The sequence below is a fragment of the Pseudomonas sp. NPDC089752 genome (assembly GCF_044748725.1).
Lineage (GTDB): Bacteria > Pseudomonadota > Gammaproteobacteria > Pseudomonadales > Pseudomonadaceae > Aquipseudomonas.
The window spans coordinates 1-19,928 of sequence record NZ_JBIVGP010000002.1 but is presented as its reverse complement, the minus strand read 5'-3'; the positions used below and the strand labels follow the sequence as shown (position 1 = coordinate 19,928).

At 63.5% G+C, this 19,928-nt stretch carries 18 protein-coding genes; 9 read left to right on the top strand and 9 right to left on the bottom strand.

Features of this window, described 5'->3' with window-relative positions:
• Positions 1-39: 39 nt before the first annotated feature.
• From ACIPZF_RS02895 to ACIPZF_RS02880, 4 genes are all read left to right on the top strand, one after another.
• Positions 40-978 carry a 2-hydroxyacid dehydrogenase gene (locus ACIPZF_RS02895; protein WP_400795059.1) on the top strand — a complete coding sequence of 313 codons (939 nt, stop codon included), beginning with the start codon at positions 40-42 and terminating at the stop codon, positions 976-978.
• 46 nt (positions 979-1,024) lie between these two features.
• The gene (locus ACIPZF_RS02890; protein ID WP_400795057.1) at positions 1,025-1,813 is read left to right on the top strand and encodes a PhzF family phenazine biosynthesis protein; all 789 of its coding nucleotides are present in this window, start codon (positions 1,025-1,027) and stop codon (positions 1,811-1,813) included.
• A 77-nt stretch (positions 1,814-1,890) separates the two neighbouring features.
• Positions 1,891-2,298 (top strand): GFA family protein, encoded by a 408-nt coding sequence (locus tag ACIPZF_RS02885; RefSeq protein ID WP_400795055.1) that lies wholly within the window; start codon positions 1,891-1,893, stop codon positions 2,296-2,298.
• A gap of 96 nt (positions 2,299-2,394) precedes the next feature.
• Positions 2,395-2,733: an FKBP-type peptidyl-prolyl cis-trans isomerase gene (locus tag ACIPZF_RS02880; RefSeq protein ID WP_400795053.1), complete on the top strand. Its 339-nt coding sequence runs from the start codon at positions 2,395-2,397 to the stop codon at positions 2,731-2,733.
• A gap of 20 nt (positions 2,734-2,753) precedes the next feature.
• Here ACIPZF_RS02880 and ACIPZF_RS02875 read toward each other — a convergent pair whose 3' ends face one another.
• The 5 genes from ACIPZF_RS02875 to ACIPZF_RS02855 are packed head-to-tail and all read right to left on the bottom strand — an operon-like array spanning position 2,754 to position 9,179.
• Positions 2,754-4,202, bottom strand: a complete 1,449-nt coding sequence (locus ACIPZF_RS02875; protein ID WP_400795051.1) for a 4-hydroxyphenylacetate 3-hydroxylase family protein — start codon at positions 4,200-4,202, stop codon at positions 2,754-2,756.
• Positions 4,203-4,228: 26 nt separating this feature from the next.
• The gene (locus tag ACIPZF_RS02870; protein WP_400795049.1) at positions 4,229-5,479 is read right to left on the bottom strand and encodes a hypothetical protein; all 1,251 of its coding nucleotides are present in this window, start codon (positions 5,477-5,479) and stop codon (positions 4,229-4,231) included.
• Positions 5,480-5,508: 29 nt separating this feature from the next.
• Positions 5,509-6,894 (bottom strand): tryptophanase, encoded by a 1,386-nt coding sequence (locus ACIPZF_RS02865; protein WP_400795048.1) that lies wholly within the window; start codon positions 6,892-6,894, stop codon positions 5,509-5,511.
• Between the two features lie 55 nt (positions 6,895-6,949).
• Entirely contained in the window at positions 6,950-7,639 is a 690-nt protein-coding gene (locus ACIPZF_RS02860; RefSeq protein WP_400795046.1) for a DUF6875 domain-containing protein, read from the bottom strand.
• A 37-nt stretch (positions 7,640-7,676) separates the two neighbouring features.
• Positions 7,677-9,179: an MFS transporter gene (locus ACIPZF_RS02855; protein WP_400795045.1), complete on the bottom strand. Its 1,503-nt coding sequence runs from the start codon at positions 9,177-9,179 to the stop codon at positions 7,677-7,679.
• Between the two features lie 123 nt (positions 9,180-9,302).
• Between ACIPZF_RS02855 and ACIPZF_RS02850 the strand changes: the two genes are divergently transcribed.
• The 3 genes from ACIPZF_RS02850 to ACIPZF_RS02840 all read left to right on the top strand — a co-directional run bounded on the left by ACIPZF_RS02850 (position 9,303) and on the right by ACIPZF_RS02840 (position 12,311).
• On the top strand, positions 9,303-10,205 hold the full coding sequence (locus tag ACIPZF_RS02850) for a LysR substrate-binding domain-containing protein (RefSeq protein ID WP_400795043.1): 903 nt from the start codon (positions 9,303-9,305) through the stop codon (positions 10,203-10,205).
• A gap of 204 nt (positions 10,206-10,409) precedes the next feature.
• Positions 10,410-11,072 (top strand): histidine phosphatase family protein, encoded by a 663-nt coding sequence (locus ACIPZF_RS02845; RefSeq protein ID WP_400795041.1) that lies wholly within the window; start codon positions 10,410-10,412, stop codon positions 11,070-11,072.
• 45 nt (positions 11,073-11,117) lie between these two features.
• Positions 11,118-12,311 (top strand): D-amino acid dehydrogenase, encoded by a 1,194-nt coding sequence (locus ACIPZF_RS02840; protein WP_400795040.1) that lies wholly within the window; start codon positions 11,118-11,120, stop codon positions 12,309-12,311.
• A 108-nt stretch (positions 12,312-12,419) separates the two neighbouring features.
• Here the strand turns inward: ACIPZF_RS02840 and ACIPZF_RS02835 are convergent, their stop codons facing one another.
• The 3 genes from ACIPZF_RS02835 to ACIPZF_RS02825 all read right to left on the bottom strand — a co-directional run bounded on the left by ACIPZF_RS02835 (position 12,420) and on the right by ACIPZF_RS02825 (position 15,579).
• The gene (locus tag ACIPZF_RS02835; RefSeq protein ID WP_400795038.1) at positions 12,420-13,148 is read right to left on the bottom strand and encodes an aspartate/glutamate racemase family protein; all 729 of its coding nucleotides are present in this window, start codon (positions 13,146-13,148) and stop codon (positions 12,420-12,422) included.
• A gap of 16 nt (positions 13,149-13,164) precedes the next feature.
• A complete protein-coding gene (locus tag ACIPZF_RS02830) occupies positions 13,165-14,691 on the bottom strand; it encodes an NCS1 family nucleobase:cation symporter-1 (RefSeq protein ID WP_400795036.1) in 1,527 nt (508 codons plus the stop codon).
• A 450-nt stretch (positions 14,692-15,141) separates the two neighbouring features.
• Positions 15,142-15,579 carry an Lrp/AsnC family transcriptional regulator gene (locus tag ACIPZF_RS02825; protein WP_400795034.1) on the bottom strand — a complete coding sequence of 146 codons (438 nt, stop codon included), beginning with the start codon at positions 15,577-15,579 and terminating at the stop codon, positions 15,142-15,144.
• A gap of 133 nt (positions 15,580-15,712) precedes the next feature.
• On the opposite strand from ACIPZF_RS02825, the gene ACIPZF_RS02820 reads away from it, so the two are divergent.
• Positions 15,713-16,609, top strand: a complete 897-nt coding sequence (locus ACIPZF_RS02820) for a DMT family transporter (protein WP_400795032.1) — start codon at positions 15,713-15,715, stop codon at positions 16,607-16,609.
• A 31-nt stretch (positions 16,610-16,640) separates the two neighbouring features.
• On the top strand, positions 16,641-17,567 hold the full coding sequence (locus tag ACIPZF_RS02815; protein ID WP_400795030.1) for a class I SAM-dependent methyltransferase: 927 nt from the start codon (positions 16,641-16,643) through the stop codon (positions 17,565-17,567).
• 98 nt (positions 17,568-17,665) lie between these two features.
• Here the strand turns inward: ACIPZF_RS02815 and ACIPZF_RS02810 are convergent, their stop codons facing one another.
• Positions 17,666-19,690: a mechanosensitive ion channel family protein gene (locus tag ACIPZF_RS02810; protein WP_400795028.1), complete on the bottom strand. Its 2,025-nt coding sequence runs from the start codon at positions 19,688-19,690 to the stop codon at positions 17,666-17,668.
• Positions 19,691-19,928 lie beyond the last annotated feature (238 nt).

Below are 19,928 nucleotides of genomic sequence, written 5' to 3'. Positions count from 1 at the left end.
ATTGCGCATAATGCCCTTTGATCTCCAAGGAGGAGCGGCATGAGCAAAACAGTCCTGGTACTGGTAGAAACCGTCGACGATTACCTGCCCCTGCTCGAACAGGCCGGCTACCGTCTGATCCGTGCCCCGTCCCCGCAACTCCGTGCCGACGCCATTGTGCGCCATGCTGCTGAAATCGATGCCGTACTCACGCGTGGCCCCTTGGGCCTGACCGCGGACGAAATCGAAGCATTGCCCAAGTTGCAGATCATCTGCGTCATCGGCGCCGGTTACGAACAGGTCGACCTGACCGCCGCCGCGGCCCGTGGCATCACCGTCACCAACGGCGCCGGTGCCAATGCCGCCGCTGTGGCCGACCACACCCTGGCCATGCTGCTGGCGCTGTTGCGCAATATCCCCAGCGCCGATGCCAGCACCCGTCGAGGCGAGTGGAATCGGGTGATCAGCCCTTCGGTGAGTGGCAAGCGCCTCGGCATTCTCGGCCTGGGCGCCGTCGGCCTGGCCATCGCCAAACGTGCCAGCCTCGGCTTCGACATGCACATCAGCTACCACAGCCGCACACCGCGCCAGGACGTCCCTTACACCTGGTACGACAGCCCGCAGCACCTGGCCGATGCCGTCGACATTCTGGTGGTAGCAACCCCCGGTGGCGCGAATACTCGACACCTGGTCGATGCTCAAGTGCTCGACGCACTGGGCGCCGAGGGCTACCTGGTGAACATCGCCCGCGCCAGCGTGGTTGACACCCAGGCCCTGATTGCCGCCCTGCAGCACGGCCAGCTCGCCGGTGCCGCGCTCGACGTGTTCGATGACGAGCCGCACGTGCCCGACGCCCTCAAGGCCCTCGCCAATACTGTGCTCACCCCTCATGTTGCTGGCCAGTCGCCGGAAGCCGCGCGCGATACCGTGACCCTGGTGCTGCGCAACCTGCAGGCCTTTTTTGCCGGTGAGCCGGTACTCACGCCTGTTCACGCGTAACACTTTCAATCCACCCGGCGCCGCCCGGGCTACAAGGAGCGTTTGCATGCAACTCGAAATCTTCCAGGTCGATGCCTTTTCCGCCGAGCCGTTCGGTGGCAATCCTGCTGCAGTGATTGCGCTGGACAGCTGGCTGCCGGACGCCGTGCTGCAACGTATCGCCGAAGAAAACAATCTGTCGGAAACGGCTTACTTCGTACGTAACGGTGAAAGTTTCGACCTGCGCTGGTTCACACCAACGGTCGAAGTCGACCTGTGCGGTCATGCCACGCTGGGGTCGGCCTATGTGCTGTTCGAACAGCTGGGTGAGCAAACCCAGGTGCTGCGCTTCAACACCCGCAGCGGCGAACTGCGCGTCAGTCGAGGCCACGATGGGTTGTTGAGCATGGACTTCCCGGCAAAACAGCCGGTGGCAGTTGAAGTCCCTGCAGGGTTGCTGAAGGCGCTGGGCTTGAGCCGTGCAAACACCGTGTATCGGTCCGACGACTATGTGGTGGTGATCGATGACGCCTCGCTGCTCGACTCGCTGCAGCCCGATTTCGTCGCCTTGTCGACCTTTGATGTACGTGGCATTGCCGTGACTGCGCAAGGGCGTGGCTACGATTTCGTTACTCGCTGGTTCGGCCCGCGGGTGGGGGTCAACGAGGATCCGGTCACAGGCTCTGCGCACACATCGCTGGCACCTGTATGGGCGGACCGGTTGGGCATGAGCACCCTGCGTTGCGAGCAGGGCGGCGCGCGCAAGGGCCAGTTGCTGTGTGAACTGCCAGGCAACGGCCGAGTGATCATCAGCGGGCGGGCGGCCTTGTATCTGCGCGGCAGCGTGTTCATCTGATCGAAACGGTGGTGGGGCAAGCCGTATCGCGCAGGCAATCTATACTTGTCCTCCCACCCGATGCGAGGAGCCCTACCATGGCCCAGGAAAAGCACGGCAGTTGCCTCTGCGGCGAGACCCACCTGCACGTTACCCTCGACAACAACCACGTCAGCGCCTGCCATTGCAGCATGTGCCGCAAGTGGACAGGCGGTCCATTGCTGGTCGTGGATTGCAGCCAGCCGCCACGCTTCGAGGGGCGTGCTGCCAGCGTCTACGACTCCTCCGAGTGGGCCCAGCGAGGCTTTTGTGGCCGCTGTGGCACACACCTTTACTACCGGCTCAAAGACAAGAATTCCTACGCGATACCCGTGGGGCTGCTGGACGGCGACGAGGGCTGGGAATTCAAGCTGCAGATTTTCATCGAGCAAAAACCGGCCTGGTACTGCTTCGCCAACCAGACCACCGAGCTGACAGGCGAACAAGCCTTCGAGCAACTCGGCTGAGATTCCTGGTAAGACATCTGGTCGCCCAGCATGCTTGCCAAATCCGTGCATTCCTGAGAAAACGGCGCCCCTGATTTTTACCGTTGGAGCATGCCCATGAGCAGCGAACTGCAGATCACCGACCTCGTCGAGGGCGACGGCAAGGCTGCCGTCAAAGGTGCCTTGATCACCACCCAGTACACCGGCTGGCTGGCCGATGGCAGCGAGTTCGATTCGTCCTGGTCACGCGGCAAACCCTTCCAGTGCGTGATCGGCACCGGCCGCGTGATCAAGGGCTGGGATCAAGGCCTGATGGGCATGCGCGTGGGCGGCAAGCGCAAGCTGCAGGTGCCAGCGCAGTTGGGCTACGGCGAGCGTAGCGTGGGTGCGATCCCGCCGAATTCGGACCTGATTTTCGAAATCGAACTGCTCGAAGTGTTGACGCGGGATGACTGATCAGCCCGCGTCATGAGGATTTACTGGTAGGTGGAAGCATCCGCCAGGGCCGACGCCGCAAGGCGCTTGGCGGCTTCCCAGTCGTACTCGCTGTGGACCCGGGAAAGGGCCACGAAATGCGGCCCGGAGTAGAACATCTCGTATTGCAGGTGGCGCGAGCCGAACTCCGAACCAATGGCGTCCCAGGCCAGCTTCATCAACTGCACCCGTTCCACGGGCGTGGCTATCGATGAATACTGGGTTTGCTCGATCAGCTCACGGGCCTGCGGGTGCGACAGGTCGTGGATGCTCGACGGCAGCATGATCACGCCGCCACCCGCCAGCTTGCGAATGGCCTCGATGAATTTCGGGTACACGGTTTGCGCGACCGCCTGGCACATGTACAGGTGCTTTTTATCCGGAACCTGATATTTGCCGTGCTGCACCGGGCAGTGCACCAACGCCTTGAACAGCCCCTCGATCATCAGGGTGTTGCAGGCCAGTTCGCCGAGTATTTCGCGCACGGCCGGGAAGTCGCTGACCCCGGTGATTTCCGTCATGCGCTGGGCCAGGCCGGTGAGGAAATGCAGCTTGGCCGTGAGCCGCGCCAGGCTCTGGGTGTCCATCAGCACTTCGGCGGCGGTGCCGTGGAACTGGCGGCGGCACATGGCGGTGTCGCGGTACACGAACACCCGCTCCCAGGGCACCAGCACATCGTCGAAGTAGATCAAGGCGTCGTTCTCGTCGAAGCGGCTGCTCAGCGGGTGATCGAAGCTGTTCTTGCCTTCCGCGTAGGAGTTGCGCGAGAGGATCCTGATGCCGGGGGCATTCAGCGGCATGGCGAACGACAGTGCATAGCGGTCATCGACCCCCGCTTTCAATGGGTTCTGCACGCCCACCAGCAATTCGTCCGCCAGCACCGCCGCGGTGCCGAGCATCTTGGCGCCCTTGACGATGATGCCGGCGTCGGTTTCCTTGACCACGCCCAGCGTGTGGTAGAGGTTGCGCTCATGTTCACCCGGGCTTCGAGAGCGGTCGCCTTGCGGGTTGACGATGGTGTAGGTCAGGTACAGGTCACGGTCGCGGGCGTATTCGAAATAGGCCTTCAGTGCCGCTGCGCGGTCTGGCGAGTAAGCCTCGAACACCTCGAGGTGGGTCATCATGCCCGCCAGGGCCGCCGACACGTGATCCGGGCTGCGGCCCAGCCAGCCCATGCTCTGGCGTGCCCAGGCCAATGACGCGTGGGCGCGGCCGACCAGCTGCTCGGCCCGTTGCGGCAGCTCCCAGGCCTTGCTGACCCGCAGCCCCCGATCGGTCTCGAAGGTCATCTCTTGCAGGTTGCTGGCCTGATAATCGTAGAGTTGCGCCACCGATTCGACCGCTCCACGGAAGGCCGGGTGGTGGCTGTGGCGGGTGATGCATTCGCCGTTGATGAAGACTTCGCGCCCATCGTCTACAGCGTTCAGGTACTGCTTGCCGGTTCGAGACATCGACGCTCCTTGAGTGGGTGCACTGTTCATAGCTGAAGAAACTCCAGGGGCATTCCCAGTTCGGCGCGGGCGACATAGGTTGCAAAGGTTTCCCACTGCGCGCCAACGTGGCCGCGGTACATCGACACGTCGCTGAAGTAGCGCAGTAATCTGGAATCGCAGCGCGCCTGCGCAGTGCCGGCCGTTCGGAACAGCAGCTCGACCGCCTCGCAGGCCTGCCTGCCGGCCTGCTGCAGCGTGCCCCAGGCCCTGACGTTTTCCACGACCGAAATGCCTTGCCCGCGTTCGCGCCAACGGTGGGCCAGGCGCTGGTGCTGCTCGCAGACCTGCAGCAAGGTGGCTTCGGCCGCCTCGGTGAGGACGATGGCCTGACCGTAGGCGCGTTGGAAGTTCGGGTCTTCGGCGCGTTTATGCTGCGGTGCGAACGGTTGTGGCGTGGCCTTGATCAGGGCCTTGTATTCGTCCAGCGCGGCACGGGCGGCGCCGATCACCGGTGCCAGCAGATTGGCGTGGTACGGCAGCATCAGGTAGCCGAGGTACAATGGGTTGCCGTGCAAGCGTGTGCCGTGGGTGCCCGTGGTGACATCCTGGCCGGCGAAGAACCCCGAGAAGGCAGTCACCATGCGTTCAGGCACGAACACATCGTCCAGGCGGATGCTGTTCGAGCCACTGGCACGCATCCCCAAGGTTTCGCTGCCGCCCCAGTCCTTGAGGATGCTGTAGTCGGAACGCGGCACCAGGCAGTTGAGGTGAGGTGCAGCGGGGCCGGCATCCGCGTCGACCACGGTGACGATGACGTGCGTCGAATAGGTCACGCCGGTGCAGTAGTTGAAGGTGCCGCTGAGCCGGTAGCCACCCCGTGCCCGGTGGCAGGTGCCGCCGGGAAACGCCCGGTGAGGTGCGACGAAATGGCCATCGGCGCCGAACACTTCATCCTGTACCTCCTTCGGCCAGTGGGAGGCGAAGGTCAGGCTATGGGCGGCGCCCAACGTCAGGTTCCAGCCCAGGGCGGGGTGGCCGCGGGATATCTCGATCATGATCCGGTAGAAATCGGCCAGGCCGAGTTCGAATCCGCCATAACCTTTCGGTTGCAGCAACCGATAGAAGCCATGCTCCCGGAACCATTCGTCCAGGGCTGGGCTGTAGGTGCCTTGCGCGTCGCTCACCTCCTGTTCTTCACGGAGCTTGTGGCGCATTTCCCGCGCCAGCTCGATGAACTCCTCGACCGTGCGGTTGGCAGCTAAGGCGGTGGTCAAACGGGTATTCGGTTGGCCCATGGGAATCTTCCTGATTCGTTGGCTGGGGTTCAGACTTCCTTGAAGCGCGCGGTGAACTGGCGCAGTACCGCAGGCTCGTAGACGAAGTCGAGCGGGCGCAGCGAGGCCGCGCGGTCGACCACCTCGATCAGCGAGTCGGCGACGAAGTCCATGTGGTTATCGGTGTAGGTGCGTCGCGGGATGGTCAGGCGCATCAGCTCGAACAGCGCCGGTTCCTGGTCGCGGGTCACGGGATGCCGGCCCATCATCAGCGAACCGATCTCCGTTGCGCGCACACCGCTTTCGAGATACAGCGCGTTGACCAGCATCTGCGCCGGGAAGTGATGCCCCGCCACGTCCGGGCGAATCTTGCCGGCGTCGACGAACACGGCGTGGCCACCCACTGGCGTCTGGATCGGCACGCCGGCCTGTTGCAGGCGATCGGCCAGGTAGCTCACCTGGTGGATGCGGCTGGCCAAGTGGTGTTCGTCGCAGGCTTCCTCGAGACCTACGGCCATGGCATCGATATCACGCCCGGCCAGGCCACCGTAGGTGATGAAACCTTCCATGGGCACGCAACGCAGCTGCGCCTCGGCGAACAGCGCCTGGTCTTCCCGGAAACAGCACAAGCCGCCGATGTTGACCATCGCATCCTTCTTCGCCGACATGGTGAAGATATCGGCGTGCTGGAACATCTCCCAGACGATCTGGGTGATGGAGTGGTCGCGGTAGCGGGCATCGCGCTGCTTGATGAAATAGGCATTCTCGGCGAACCGGGCGGCATCGATGATCACCGGGATGCCGTGCTGGCGTGCCATCGAAGCGGCGTCACGGATGTTGTCCATCGCCACCGGCTGGCCACCTACGCTGTTGCAGGTGATGGTGATCACCACGCCGGCGACCTGGTGAGCACCGCTCATTTCGATCTCGCTCGCCAGCGCCTGGAGATCGAAATTGCCTTTCCAGTCATCATGCCGGGCGGTGTCCAGGGCGGCGGGGCAGATCAGGTTTCTGACCTGCGCACCGGCGATCTCCACATGCGCCTTGGTGGTATCGAAGTGGTGATTGGAGAGGAACACCGGCGCCGATGCACCGCGCGCTCTGGCCCGCTCCACCAGGCAGGGGAAGAGGATCTGTTCGGCACCACGGCCCTGGTGCACCGGGATGGTGTAGGGGTAGCCGAACAGGCGCTGCACGGTGTCGCTGAGCCTGAAGAAGCTCTTGCTGCCGGCGTACGACTCGTCGGCGGTCATCATCGCGGCCCATTGCCGGTCGCTCATGGCACCGGTGCCGCTGTCGGTGAGCAGGTCGATGAACACATCTTCGGCGCGCAGCAGGAAAGGGTTCAGGCCCGCCTGGCGCAGGGCGTGCTCGCGGTATTCGCGGGTGGTGGTCTTCAGCGGTTCAACCATCTTGATTCGAAACGGTTCAGGCATGCGTACGGGCATTTCCAGGCCTCCATGGCTATGGGATCGATAGTGTCCAAGGTACTCAGCTGGCGACGATGCGCCGCAGCACATCCACCTGCTCGGGGCTCAGGCACAGGCGGCTTTGCTGGTGCAGCACGGCGTTGATGCCGACTTTCGCGCGCATGCCATGGGCACGCAGGTAGGCTTCGACGAATTGCGGCTGGTCGGCGAGAAAGGCGATGTCGAGTTCGACCATTTCCCGAATGACCAGCAGCGGCACCGGTGAGCGAAGCGGATTGAAGGTGTCGCTGCGCAACCCGGGCTTGGGGCACAGCGAATAGAATTCGCCCAGCATCAGGCCCGCTTCGAGGAACTGAGGCTTGAGCAGGGCGTGAAAGTGGTTCACCCGCGCGGGGTCTTCAAGGCCATGCAGCACACCGACGATCGCCTTGAACTGGCTGGCGTTGCCAGCCTGGGGCGCATGGTGCTTGAAGCTTTCGATGAGGCCGAGAATGTCCCGGCACACCGCCTGCTCCGCCCGGCCCGTGAAGTCGATATCGACCAGCCAGAAGGTTTCGCGTTTGATCGAGGGCGGGGTCCACGGGCACACGGCCCCTGTGCGGCCCAGTTCCGGGTGCGGGTTGCACAGGTACGAGACACACCACTGGGCGATCTCGGCCATCTGCTCGGAGCAGACATCGGATACGCCTTCCAAGGCACGGGCAATCGGGACCAGGGTGAGCTGGCCACAAGCGTTGTTGTCACGTTCCATCATGACTTCCTTAACAGGTCGGTGAACTTGCAGACCTTTACCGGCCAGTGCGCGGCGCGGCATGGGGGGTGGGCACAGGAGCGATTTCACGCAGCGCCCAGCGGCTGACCAACGCTGCGGTCAGTGTCAACGCGGCCAGGCCGTAGCACAGTGTCTGGAACGCCTGCGAGTAGAGGCTCATGAGCCCGGAAGCGGGCAGGGGCTGGCTGCTCGACTGCGCCGCCGCGAAGTTGCCGGTCGCAAGCTCCGCCGCGACCATGGCAACGTCCTGCCCTGGCAGGGCGCCCGCGAGCTGGCCTTGCAGCAGGCTGTTGAGCACGGCCAGTGCCGCCGCCACGCAAACCGCCTCGCCGCAGGCGCGCATGGTGGTGAAGATGCCGGTCGCCATGCCTGCGCGTTCGACCGATACCACCTTGATCGACAGGTCGTCCATCAGCCCCCAGGGGATCGCCGAGCCGACACCGATCAGCAGCATCGGCCAGCAGAACACCAGCCAGTGGCTGCCGACATCGACGGTGGCCAGCCAGATCAGGCCCATACCGGCCAGAAGCAAGCCGACGAAACAGAGGTTGGCGGCGGCGATATGGCGGGCGAGCATCGCCGAGAGGAACGGCACCATCAGCATCGGCAGCGACAGCGCCATCATCAGCAGGCCGGCCTGCCCGGTACCCAGCGATTCGACACCGACGAAACGCAGCGGCAGCAGGATCAGCAAGACGATGAAACTCAGGGCCGTGGCGATGGGCAGCAACTGAACGCCAACGAAACGCCGGTCGCCGAACAGCGAAAGATCGAGCATCGGGCGTGGTTGGCGCTGCTCGATGCGGATGAACAGCAGCAACAGCAGAACCGCAGCGCCGAGCAGGGCAAGCACGGTGACGCTGTACCAGCCATGGGCCGGAATCTGCATGATGGCGAAGGTCAGTACCACCAGCATGGCACTGAAGGCCAGCACGCCGGCCCAGTCCAGGTGGCGTGCGCCAGGATCGCGGGTTTCGCGCATCCGTGGCGCGGCCAGGAGCCAGGCCAGGCCGCCGAATACGGCGCCCAGCAGGAATATCGCACGCCAGTTGAAGAACTCGACCAGCAGGCCCGAAATCACCGGCCCGAAGGCCAGGCCAAGGCCGAACGCGGTGCCCAGCAGGCCGTAGGCCTTGGTCCTGGCATGGCCTTCGAATTCCTGCGCCAGGGTGGCCGATCCCCCGGCCATGGTCAGCGCCGCTGCGATGCCCTGGAGCCCCCGCAGCACGTCGAGGAACACCACATCCTGGGCGCAACTGACGATGACCGAGAGAATCGTGAAGCTGCCGATGCCCCAGCAGAACATGCGTTTGCGACCGTACAGGTCGGCGAGGGTGCCGGCCGCCATGATCGCGCTGCCGAAACTCAGGGCGAACGCATTGACCACCCAGGCCAGGGCGATCGCGCTGCCGCCCAGGTCGTTGCCGATCGCCGACAGGGCCATCGCCGGCCCGGTGTATTCGAGAGGCAATATCAAACCGGCCGTGCACACTGCCAGTAATACCAATGCACGCCGCATGGAGTCGTTCCGGGCCGCCATTCCTTGGTTCCTTAACTTGTCTGTTCCTGGACTTGGCGATGGTATTTGAGGGATAAATGCACTTGAAGGGAACAATAATCAAAAGAGAATTGCGGTTCGTGCATGAATGATGACATTTCGCTATGGCGCTTGTTTTTCCGTATCGTCGAGCGCGGCAGCCTGACCAAGGCCGCCGATGACTTCGACCTGGAACCGTCCTCGGTGAGCCGACGCATCGCTGCGTTGGAAAAGCGCCTGAACGTGCGGCTGCTCAACCGCACCACCCGGCAGGTCACGCTCTCGGAGGCGGGGTCGCGGGCGTATGAACAGATGCGCCCGCTGATCGACGAGATGGAAGGGGTGATCGCGGACCTCGACGGTGGCTCGCCGCAGATCGCTGGCGCCATCCGCATGACCGCCCCGGTCAACTTCGGCGAACGGCACCTGGTGCCGTGGCTGACGGCGTTTCAGCAACTGCACCCACAGGTGATCATCGACCTGGTGCTGTCCGATTCCCGGCTGGACCTGAGCGGCGAAGCCATCGACCTGGCGCTGCGGGTGGGGGAGTTGCCGGTCTCCGACCTGGTCGCCCGCAAGATCGGCGACATGCCCAACGTGCTGTGCGCCAGCCGCAGTTATGTGCAGGCGCACGGGCGGCCTGCCAGGCCACAGGAGCTGATTGGCCACCGGGCGATCCTCTACTCCCTGGGCCAGGAGCGGCATCGCACTCGCTTGCGCTTGAGCCGCAATGGCAAGGAAGTGTGCGTCGAGCTTCACGGGGTGTTCTACCTCAACAATGCCGGGGCGATCCTCGAGGCGGTGCGCCAAGGAGCCGGCATCCATCCAGGGCCTCGCTGGTTGTTCGAGGAGGGCATTCGTTGCGGCGAATTGGTCGAGTTGCTGCCGGAGTGGGGGCTGGTTGGTTTACCGGTGCACCTGGTGCGTTTGAACAATCGCTACGAAGCCAAACGCGTGCGGGCACTGGGGGACTGGATAGAAAAGTGCTGGGCCGAGCAGATGCGCTGAGCCCGGCGCAGGCCTTGGCGGACATCATTCAGCAACACAGCGGCTCTACCCTGTGCATTGCCCAGGGAACGGCATATGTACTCACCGAGGAACCAAACGGGTTGAAGGCACTCTGACACCTACTCGTTGGCCATGGATGGCATCCACAGCAGGGACAGCCCGCTGCGGGTCAACCCGATACTGTCTGCCAAAGAGCCTGCCTACATGAAGTTGCCAACATTCCTTCGACGCCGTCGCCATCTGCTGCTGAGCTTCGCGCTCATCGCAGCAGCCGTGCCCTTGGCACTGGATGTGGTCGAAAGCCGCGCGGAGCCGGTCGACGGCACCCAGACGCTGGTGTTTCTGCGCCATGCCGAAAAACCCGGCGAGGGACTGGGACAGTTGAACTGCCAGGGGCTCAACCGCGCCCTGGACTTGGCCACATTGCTGCCGGAGCGCTTCGGCGACGCCGATTACGTGTTCGCTGCCAACCCGTCACGGCATGTGGAGGAAGGTAGCAACGACGAAAGCTACAGCTACATCCGCCCGCTGATGACCATCACCCCCAGCGCCATCCGCCTGGGCCTGCCGGTGAACATCGATTATGGCGCCAACGATACTGAAGACCTCGCTGACGAACTGCTCAGCGATAAATACCGCAACGCCACGGTCTACACGGCCTGGTCCCACGGCTATCTGCCCGAGCTGATCAACACCGTGGCCGGCAAGGCACTGGGCGATGAGCGGGTGATCACCGAGGACTGGAGCGGTGATGATTTCGACACCCTGTATGTGCTCACCCTGACCTGGCACGACGGCAAGGCCAGCCTGCTCAGTCGCAACGTGCGCCAGGGCCTGAATGGCGGCGAGCATAGCTGCCCGACCTGATCCGCTGTTACTGTCTCGGCAAGGAAGCCGAAACAGGGGCATTGCATGAAGCAGAACGTAACGGTCATTGGCGGTGGGGTGATTGGCCTGACGACGGCCTATGCGCTGGTGCGCGAGGGCCTGTCGGTAGACCTGATAGAGGCGCGCGACAGCCTGGCCTCTGCCACCAGTTTTGCCAATGGCGGGCAGCTGTCGTACCGCTACGTAGCGCCCCTGGCCGATGCCGGTGTGCCGTGGCAGGCGCTGGGCTGGATGCTGCAGGGGGATTCGCCGCTGCGTTTGCGCCTGCGCCTGGACCCGGCGCAGTGGCGCTGGTTGATGGCGTTCGTGTTGGCATGCCGCAGCAGTGTCAATCGGCGTAACAGCGAACAATTGCTGGCGTTGGCGCTGGAAAGTCAGGTCACATTGGAGCGCTGGCGTGAGGACGATGGGTTAGGCGACTTTGCCTGGCGGCGGAACGGCAAATTGGTTGCTTTTCGCAGTGAGCGGGCGTTTGCCCATGGGCGTGAGCGCTTGCTGGATCCACTCAGCCAGCGGGTACTCGATGCCACCGAGCTCAACGCCTTGGAACCGGCATTGGCCGACGCGCCGTTCGTGGGCGGGGTGCTGACGCCCGATGAGGAAGTCGCCGACTGTCACCGTTTCTGCGAACGCCTGGCCGAGCGCTTGCGCGCATCCGGGCAGTGTCGATTTCTGTTGGGCAAGGCAGTGACGCGGTTAGATACGCAGCAGAATCAGGTCGTTTCGCTGCAGCGCGGCGACGAGCGCGTCGATGTGCAACGCCTGGTGTTGTGCGCCGGGCATCGCAGTGCGGCGCTGGCGTTACCGGGTTTGCGATTGCCGGTCTATCCGCTCAAGGGCTACAGCCTGACGGCGCCAATCAGCATGGCGCATCGAGCGCCCGAGGTCAGCATCACCGATTACGAGCGCAAGATCGTCTATGCACGCCTGGATCGGCAATTGCGGGTGGCGGCGATGGTGGACATCGTCGGCTTCGACGAGTCGGTGGATGCGCGGCGGCTTGCAAGCATGCGCCGGTTGGCTCGGGAGACGTTGCCGGATGCGGCGGATTATGGGCAGGCGGTGGAGTGGGCGGGGATGCGGCCGGCGACACCGACCGGGGTGCCGATCATTGGGAGTACGGCTTACCGGAACCTCTGGTTGAACCTGGGGCATGGGGCATTGGGGTTTACCTTGGCCTGTGGCAGCGCGCAGCGGCTGGCCAGGATGATGGGCTGACTGTACCGGCCCTTTCGCGGGGCAAGCCCGCTTGCTCCCACAAGGTCAATCACAATCCCTGTGGGAGCGGGCTTGCCCCGCGAAGAGGCCGGTATTGACGAAATACTTTTAACGCCCGAACTGCATCGGCCAGCCCACCACCTTCTTCGCCCTCGGTGTGGCATAGGTCCGCACCTTGGAGGTACTCAACCCCATCCGCACCAGCGACTCGGCGATGGTCACCGCCGCACTCACGCCATCCACCACCGGCACCCCGGTACGCTGGCGGATCTGCTCATCCAGCCCGGCCATGCCGCCGCAGCCCAGGCAGATCACTTCGGCCTTGTCATCGCGCACCGCACGCTCGGCCTGTTCGACGATGGCCTCGACGGCACGCTGCGGATCTTCCTCCAGTTCCAACACCGCCAGGCCGCTGGCGCGCACCGACGCGCAACGGTCGTACAGCCCGGAAAGCTTCAGCCGGTCCTCGATCAGCGGCACGGTACGGTCCAGGGTGGTCACCACCGAGTAGGCGTGGCCCAGGTACATCGCGGTGCTGGCGGCGGCATCGGTGATGTCCACCACCGGCACGTTGAGCAGCTCCTGCAAGCCTTCGCGGCCGTGTTCGCCATAACCGGCCTGGATCACGGCATCGTAAGGCCCTTCGTAGGCCAGCACCCGATCCATCACGGCGATGGCGGCCAGGTAACTCTCGAAATTGCCCTCCACCGACTCGGCACCGAACCACGGCGTCAGGCCGATGATCTCGGTGCCGGGCGAGGCGACGCTGCGGGCCTGCTCGGCGATGGCTTCGGTGATGGCGGCGGTGGTGTTGACGTTGGCGATCAGAATACGCATGGGCTCTGCTCCTTGATCAGTGGCTGCTGTGGTCGACGGCGATGCATTCGCCGCTGACATCAGCGTATTGGCGGTTGCGCGGGGCGATCAGCAGGTACAGCGCGGCGGCGATGCCGGCACCGATCAGCCAGGAAAACGGCGCGATGGCATGGAAGTTGGGCACCAGCGCCAGGACGATGGCCAGCAGCGCGGCGGGCACGAAGGCGGCCACGGCACGCAGGTTGATCCCTTTGCTGTAGTGGTAGGCGCCGGCCGGGTGTTCGCTGTACAGCTCCGGCACGTTGATGCAGCCTTTTCGCAGCAGCCAGTAGTCGGCCATGATCACCCCATACAGCGGGCCGAGCAGCGCGCCCAGGCCGGACAGGAAGTAGACGATCACCAGCGGGCTGTTGTAGAGGTTCCACGGCAGGATCAGCACCGCCAGGGTGGCGCTGATCAAGCCTGCGCGTTTGAAGTTCAGGTGGCGCGGCGCCAGGTTGCTGAGCACGAAGGCCGGGGCGACGAAGTTGGCCATGATGTTCACCGCCACGGTGACGATCAGGAAGGCCAGGCAACCGAGTACCAGGAACGCAGTGTCGGGGATGCTGGCGACGATCTGGGTCGGGCTGTCGATGATTTGACCATTGATCTGGAACTGCGCGCCGCACAGCACCACAGTGATCATCGCGAACACCAGGATGTTCACCGGCAGGCCCCAGAAGTTGCCGACGCGGATGGTCTTGCGGCACGGCGAAGAGCGGGCGAAGTCGCAGAAGTTGAGCACCAGGGTGCCGTAGATCGCCAGCCACAGCGCGCCGCCGGCGAAGATGTTGCGCCACATTTCATAACCGCTCAGCGGCTCGGCCACCGACCAGGCGATGCGCGCATCGGCCTTGAAGTACATGAACACCGCCAGGCTGGCCACGGTCAGCAGGATCACCGGGCCGGCGAAGGCCTCGTAACGGCGCACCATCTCCATGCCGTAGGCGAGGATCACCAGCTGCACCAGCCAGATCGCTACGAAGCACACCCAGCCCAGGCTTGAAAGGCCGAGGATGCTGTTGTGGTCGTAGGCCGCCAGCTGCGGCCACACCGCCGTGAGCAGCACCCGCAGCACCACCGAGGCCAGGTAGGTCTGGATGCCGAACCAGGCAATGGCGATGACCGCGCGGATCAGCGCCGGGATCTGCGCGCCATGGATACCGAAGGCGATACGGCTGATCACCGGGAACGGTACGCCGGTCTTCTGCCCCATGTAGCCGGAAAGGTTCATGAAGAAGTACACCAGCCCCGCACCGATTGCTAGCGATAACAGGATCTGCCAACCACCCAATCCCAAAGCGAACAAACCCATGGCGAAGGAGTAGTTGGCGATGTTGTGCACATCGTTGGTCCACAGCGCGAAGATGCTGTAACCGCCCCAACGGCGGCCTTCGACCTTGGTCGGGGCGAGGTCGCGGTTGTGCAGGCGCGGGCTGAGTTCAAGTTGTGGCGCATGGCCGGCCAATGGGGAGGAGGGATGGGTGCTGGCGACGGATAATTCAGGGGCAAGGTCGAGGTTCATTCCTGCAGGCTCCTGATGCACGTGGACTGCGATGAGCGGGCATGCGCACGGGCTCGCCATCTCGTCGGTGCAGCGTTGGCATCACTGGGTTCTGGGCGCGGCTGCCGGGGGTTGGTCCGGCGTCGCGGGTTCTTGTGTATTTATGTTTTGTTCGACGTGTATACAAAACACGAACACACAAAAGCGAGTTCCATGCCAGGCAAAAACCGGTGTTCAGGCTGCCACTATTCAGAATCTATCTTAACTGTAGGTAAGTTTATGAAATCAAATAACTATAACTTGACCAAATGAACAGGTTTAATTTTGAAATATGTAATTACTTGATCTTGTGGTCAGATTTAGTTGCAAAAGTTGTGTAACGTATCGGTGCATTGCTAGCAATCGTGCACACAAAAATGGCACCTAAGGTGACATTCATGTGTACAAAAAATGCTCAGGTTCCTGTTTGGCTCAGTCCATCGGTGGCAGACGTCGCTTGACGGGGCTTTTCTTGATGATTGCCGTGTTGGTTTCTGCCAGCACATTGATGCGGTCGAGCAGGGTGTCGAGCTGCTCCATCGAACGCACATGCAGCCGGGCGATGAAGCAGTCCTCGCCCGTGACCTTGTCGCACTCGGTGAACTCGGGAATGGCCACGATCTGCCGCTCCACCTCCTGCAGCTGCCCGGGCAGCGGGCGGATACGCACGATCGCCTGCAGCTGGTAACCGAAGCTGCGCGGGTCCACATCCACGGTGTAACCACGCAGCACACCGCGTTCTTCCAGACGGCGCAGGCGTTCGCTGACGCTGGGGGCGGATAGACCGCTGATTTGCGCCAACGCTTTCAGCGAGCGGCGGGAGTCTTCCATCAGGGCATTGATCAGCAGTTGGTCGATGGCATCGGTCATGTGCGCCTCATCAGGTTGAATCGGGAATTCGCCTTGATAGTAAAGGTTTAATGGCCAAACCACCTTGGTTATCCGCTGGAAGGGTGGCGGTCGGCCTCTGCATACTGTGGCCATCTTCGATTGGAGGTGTGAGATGGACAGTTCATTGCGCCGTGGCTCGCTGGAAATGGTCGCCGCCATGCTGATTTCCGGGACCATCGGCTGGTTCGTGCTGGTGTCCGGGCAGCCGGTGCTGGAAGTGGTGTTCTGGCGCTGCGTGTTCGGCACCGGCACCTTACTGGTGATTTGCGCAGCGTTTGGTTTCCTCAAACCGGGCGTGATCAGTCGCACGGCCTTCCTTTTGGCAATCGTCAGCGGCGTGGCCATCGTCGGCAACTGGGTGCTGCTGTTCGCCTCCTACTCGCGGGCATCGATTGCCATCGGTACGGCGGTGTACAACGTCCAGCCGTTCATGCTGGTAGGGCTGGCGGCAGTGTTTCTTGGCGAGAAGATCACCGCTGCCAAAGTCACCTGGCTGAGCGTGGCGTTCCTCGGCATGCTGGCGATCGTCAGCGCCCATGGCACAGGGCAGGGGAGTGGTGAGGACTACCTGCTGGGCATTGGCCTGGCCTTGGGGGCGGCGTTTCTGTATGCCGTCGCCGCGCTGATCATCAAACGCCTGAAAGGCACGCCGCCGCATCTGATCGCTCTGATTCAGGTGGCCACCGGAGTGCTGTTGCTGGCGCCATGGGTCAAGCTCGGTGGCCTGCCTGGCGAGCCCTCGGCGCTGGCCAGTTTGCTGACCCTGGGCATCGTCCACACCGGGCTGATGTATGTGCTGCTGTACAGCGCCATCCAGCGCCTGCCGACGGCATTGACCGGCGCACTGTCGTTCATCTACCCGATTGCCGCGATCCTGGTCGACTGGGTCGCGTTCGGGCATCGGCTGGCGCCGCTGCAGTGGCTGGGCGTGGCGTTGATCCTGCTGGCGGCGGCGGGGATGCAGCAGGGTTGGTGGTTCCGTTCGGCGCAGGTTACGGCCAAAGGGTAGAATGCTCCCTTTTACCAGCTTGCGACCCGCCATGACTTCGCCGATCCAGACCCTCGAACAGCATCTGCTCACCGCCCTCGACCCCGCCCCGCAGGAAACCCGGCGCCTGTTCCATGGCCGCGGCCGTTGCTGGCCGGGGCTGGAACAGGTCACCGTGGACTGGCTGCAGGGTGTGCTTTCGGTGGCGCTATTCCGCGAGCCGCCAGACGGCCAGTTGGAGGAACTGGAAGCCATGTTGCGCAACCTTGCCCAGCGCCCGCAATGGACGGGGCAGGCGATCCTGCTGCAGCACCGCTACCTGCCAGACAGCCCTGGCCAATGGCTGTGGGGCGAGCCCTGCCAGCAACGCGAAGTGGTCGAGGATGGCCTGACCTACCTGCTCGACTTGGGTGTGCGGCAAAACATTGGCTTGTTCCTCGACATGCGCTACGGCCGTCGCTGGGTGCGTGAACAGGCAGCCGGCAAGCGGGTACTCAACCTCTTCGCCTATACCTGTGGCTTCTCGGTGGCGGCGATTGCCGGGGGTGCCGAGCAGGTGGTCAATCTGGACATGGCCAAGTCGGCGCTGTCCCGTGGCCGCGACAACCACCGGCTCAATGGCCACGATGCGTCGCGGGTGGCGTACCTGGGGCATGAGCTGTTCAAGTCGTGGGGCAAGGTGCGCAAGTTTGGGCCGTACGACCTGATCATCATCGACCCGCCGACGTTCCAGAAGGGCAGTTTTGTGCTGACCCAGGATTACGCGAAGATCCTGCGGCGTTTGCCGGAGTTGCTGAGCGAGGGTGGGACGGTGTTGGCGTGTGTGAATGATCCGGGCATCGGGCCGGAGTTTCTGATCGAAGGGATGGCCGAGCAGGCGCCGACCTTGGCCTTCGTTGAGCGACTGGAGAATCCGCCGGAGTTCCCAGATGCGGATCCGGCGGGGGGGTTGAAGGCTTTGGTCTTCCGCCAACGTTGATTTTGCCTGTACCGGCCTCTTCGCGGGGCAAGCCCGCTCCCACAGATGAAGTGCATACCCTCCAATGTGGGAGCGGGCTTGCCCCGCGAAAAGGCCCGTCAGGCTGAAACAGCCCGCACTGGCAGCGGATACACCTGGGCAAAACTCACATTCTCCGTCTGGTCCACGCGCTTCTTCAGCCGTTCGTTGAACGCCCGGCTCACCGCATACTGCCCGCCAGAAATGGTGCGGAACTGCGCCGTCAGCACGAACCCGTTCAAGTCCATGCGGTCGACCCCGAACACTTGCAGCGGCCCCTGCAGGTTGATGCGCAGCAGCGGGTCGTCGCTGATCGATTGCCCCACCTCATTGATCAACGCCAGTGACTCGTCCACATCGCTGTCATAGGTGAACTGCACCGAGAAGAACGCATAGGCGAATTGCCGCGACTGGTTGGTGACCGCCTTGATCTGGCCGAACGGCACCGAGTGCACGAAGCCCTTGCCATCGCGCAGGCGCAGGGTGCGGATGGTCAGGCTCTCGACGGTGCCGGCATGGCCGGAGTCGAGCACCACCCAGTCGCCGATCGAGATGGTGTCCTCGATCAGGATGAACAGGCCGGTGATCACATCCTGCACCAGCTGTTGCGAGCCAAAACCGATGGCCAGGCCGATCACCCCGGCACCGGCCAGCAATGGCGCGACATTGATGCCCAGGTTGGCCATGGTGGTGATGGTGCAGATGACGATCAGGATCACTTTGATGGCGTTGCGCAGCATCGGCAGGATAGTCCGCACCCGCGTACTCGGCTGGCGGGAGGAACGGCGCCCCACGGCGGGCTTGAGCGCTTCCTGGATGGCGGTATCGAGCACCACCCAGAGCAGCCAGGTGACCAGCAGGATCAGGCCTATGCTCGACAGCGAATTGCTGATCGCCTGGCCCAGGCGGTTGCTCAGGGCGAAGTCGATGACCGAGAAACCCCAGATGCGCCCCAGCAGCTCGATGAAGGCCACGGCCATGGCGATGCGCAACAGTGCGTGTGCCAGGCTGCGCAGCAGCTCCTTGTAAGGCCGCACCCGCTGCGCCGGATCTATTTCGCGGGGGGCCAGCAGATGTTGCAGCAGGGTACTGAGGAACACGGTGGAAACCAGCAGTACCGTGGTCAGCAAGGCGTTCTGCAGCGCCTTCTGGCTTTCTTCGCCTGCGCCGATCAAGTGAATGGCCGAAACCAGAATCATCAGCAGGATCGGCAAGTACCACACCACCGAAAAGATCCGCAGGGTCTCCTGCACGGCGCGGTGCTGCACGCGGTCCTTGTAGTCGCGGTTGCGTATCAGGTGGGCGACCGGGCGGCGCAGGCGCAGTACCAGGCTGGCGAAGATGAAGGTGGCGGCAAGGCCCGTGATCACGGCGATACTGGCGGTGATATTGCCACCCAGCTGGCGGGCGATCTGCGGGCTGGTCAAGGCATCGCTCCAGGCCGCCAGAAAGCCGATCAGAAACAGCGGCCGCGGCGCCAGACGTTTGATCGCCGCCACGGCCGCGCGCTTGTGGCCGGCATCGAACAGGGTGACCAGGCACAGGATGATCGAGGTCGAGAACAGGCCGCTGCTGGTCGCATAGGCCAGGCTCAGGCCCAGCGCGCGGGCCACCGACGGGTCGAGGAAACGGCTGACGTAGAGTGTCAACGGCAGGCTGGCCAGCGCCGGCAAGGTATACGGCAGCAGGTAGCCGAGCAGGCTGCTGGCGCGTTGGCGTGCGCTCAGCCATGGGGTGCCTGACAGGCGCTTGGCGACCCAGCGGCCGAGTGTGGTCAACAAGGCGAAGCTGGCGGCCCAGGTCAGGGTCAGCAGGATGAAGTTGCCCGCCAGTTGCAGCGAGTCGCTGGCCGAATGGCGGTCGACCAGGCGTTCCACTTCCTTGGCGGCGCGGTCGGTGCGCAGGCGCCAGGCGTCGACCAGGTGAGCGTCGAGGTCCAGCTCCTGGGCGGCGCTGTCCAGGCCGTCTGCCAGGGCGCCGAGCAGGCCGCCTTGCAGGACCGCTTCCGGTTCGGCGGGTGGTTCTTCGGCGGGGGCGGGGTCTGCGGCCAGCAGGTGGGTGCTCAGCAGGCAGCCGAGCAGCAGGGTGGTGAAGTAGCGCAGCACTGGAGTACTCCTTGGGCCGGGATGAGCGGGGCAGGGTTACTCAAGGAACTGATTGGTGGTGAGGGTGGAAAGTTCGATGGTATCTGGTGTTAATTCCGGCCTCATCGCGGCTGAAGCCGCTCCTACAGGTACCGCGCGGAGCCTGTAGATACCGTCTTGACCCTCACCCTGCAAGAGCGATTTTGGGGTCAAACGGTATCCCCGACTTCACCACCCCGTAAACCAGGTGCAGCAGCTT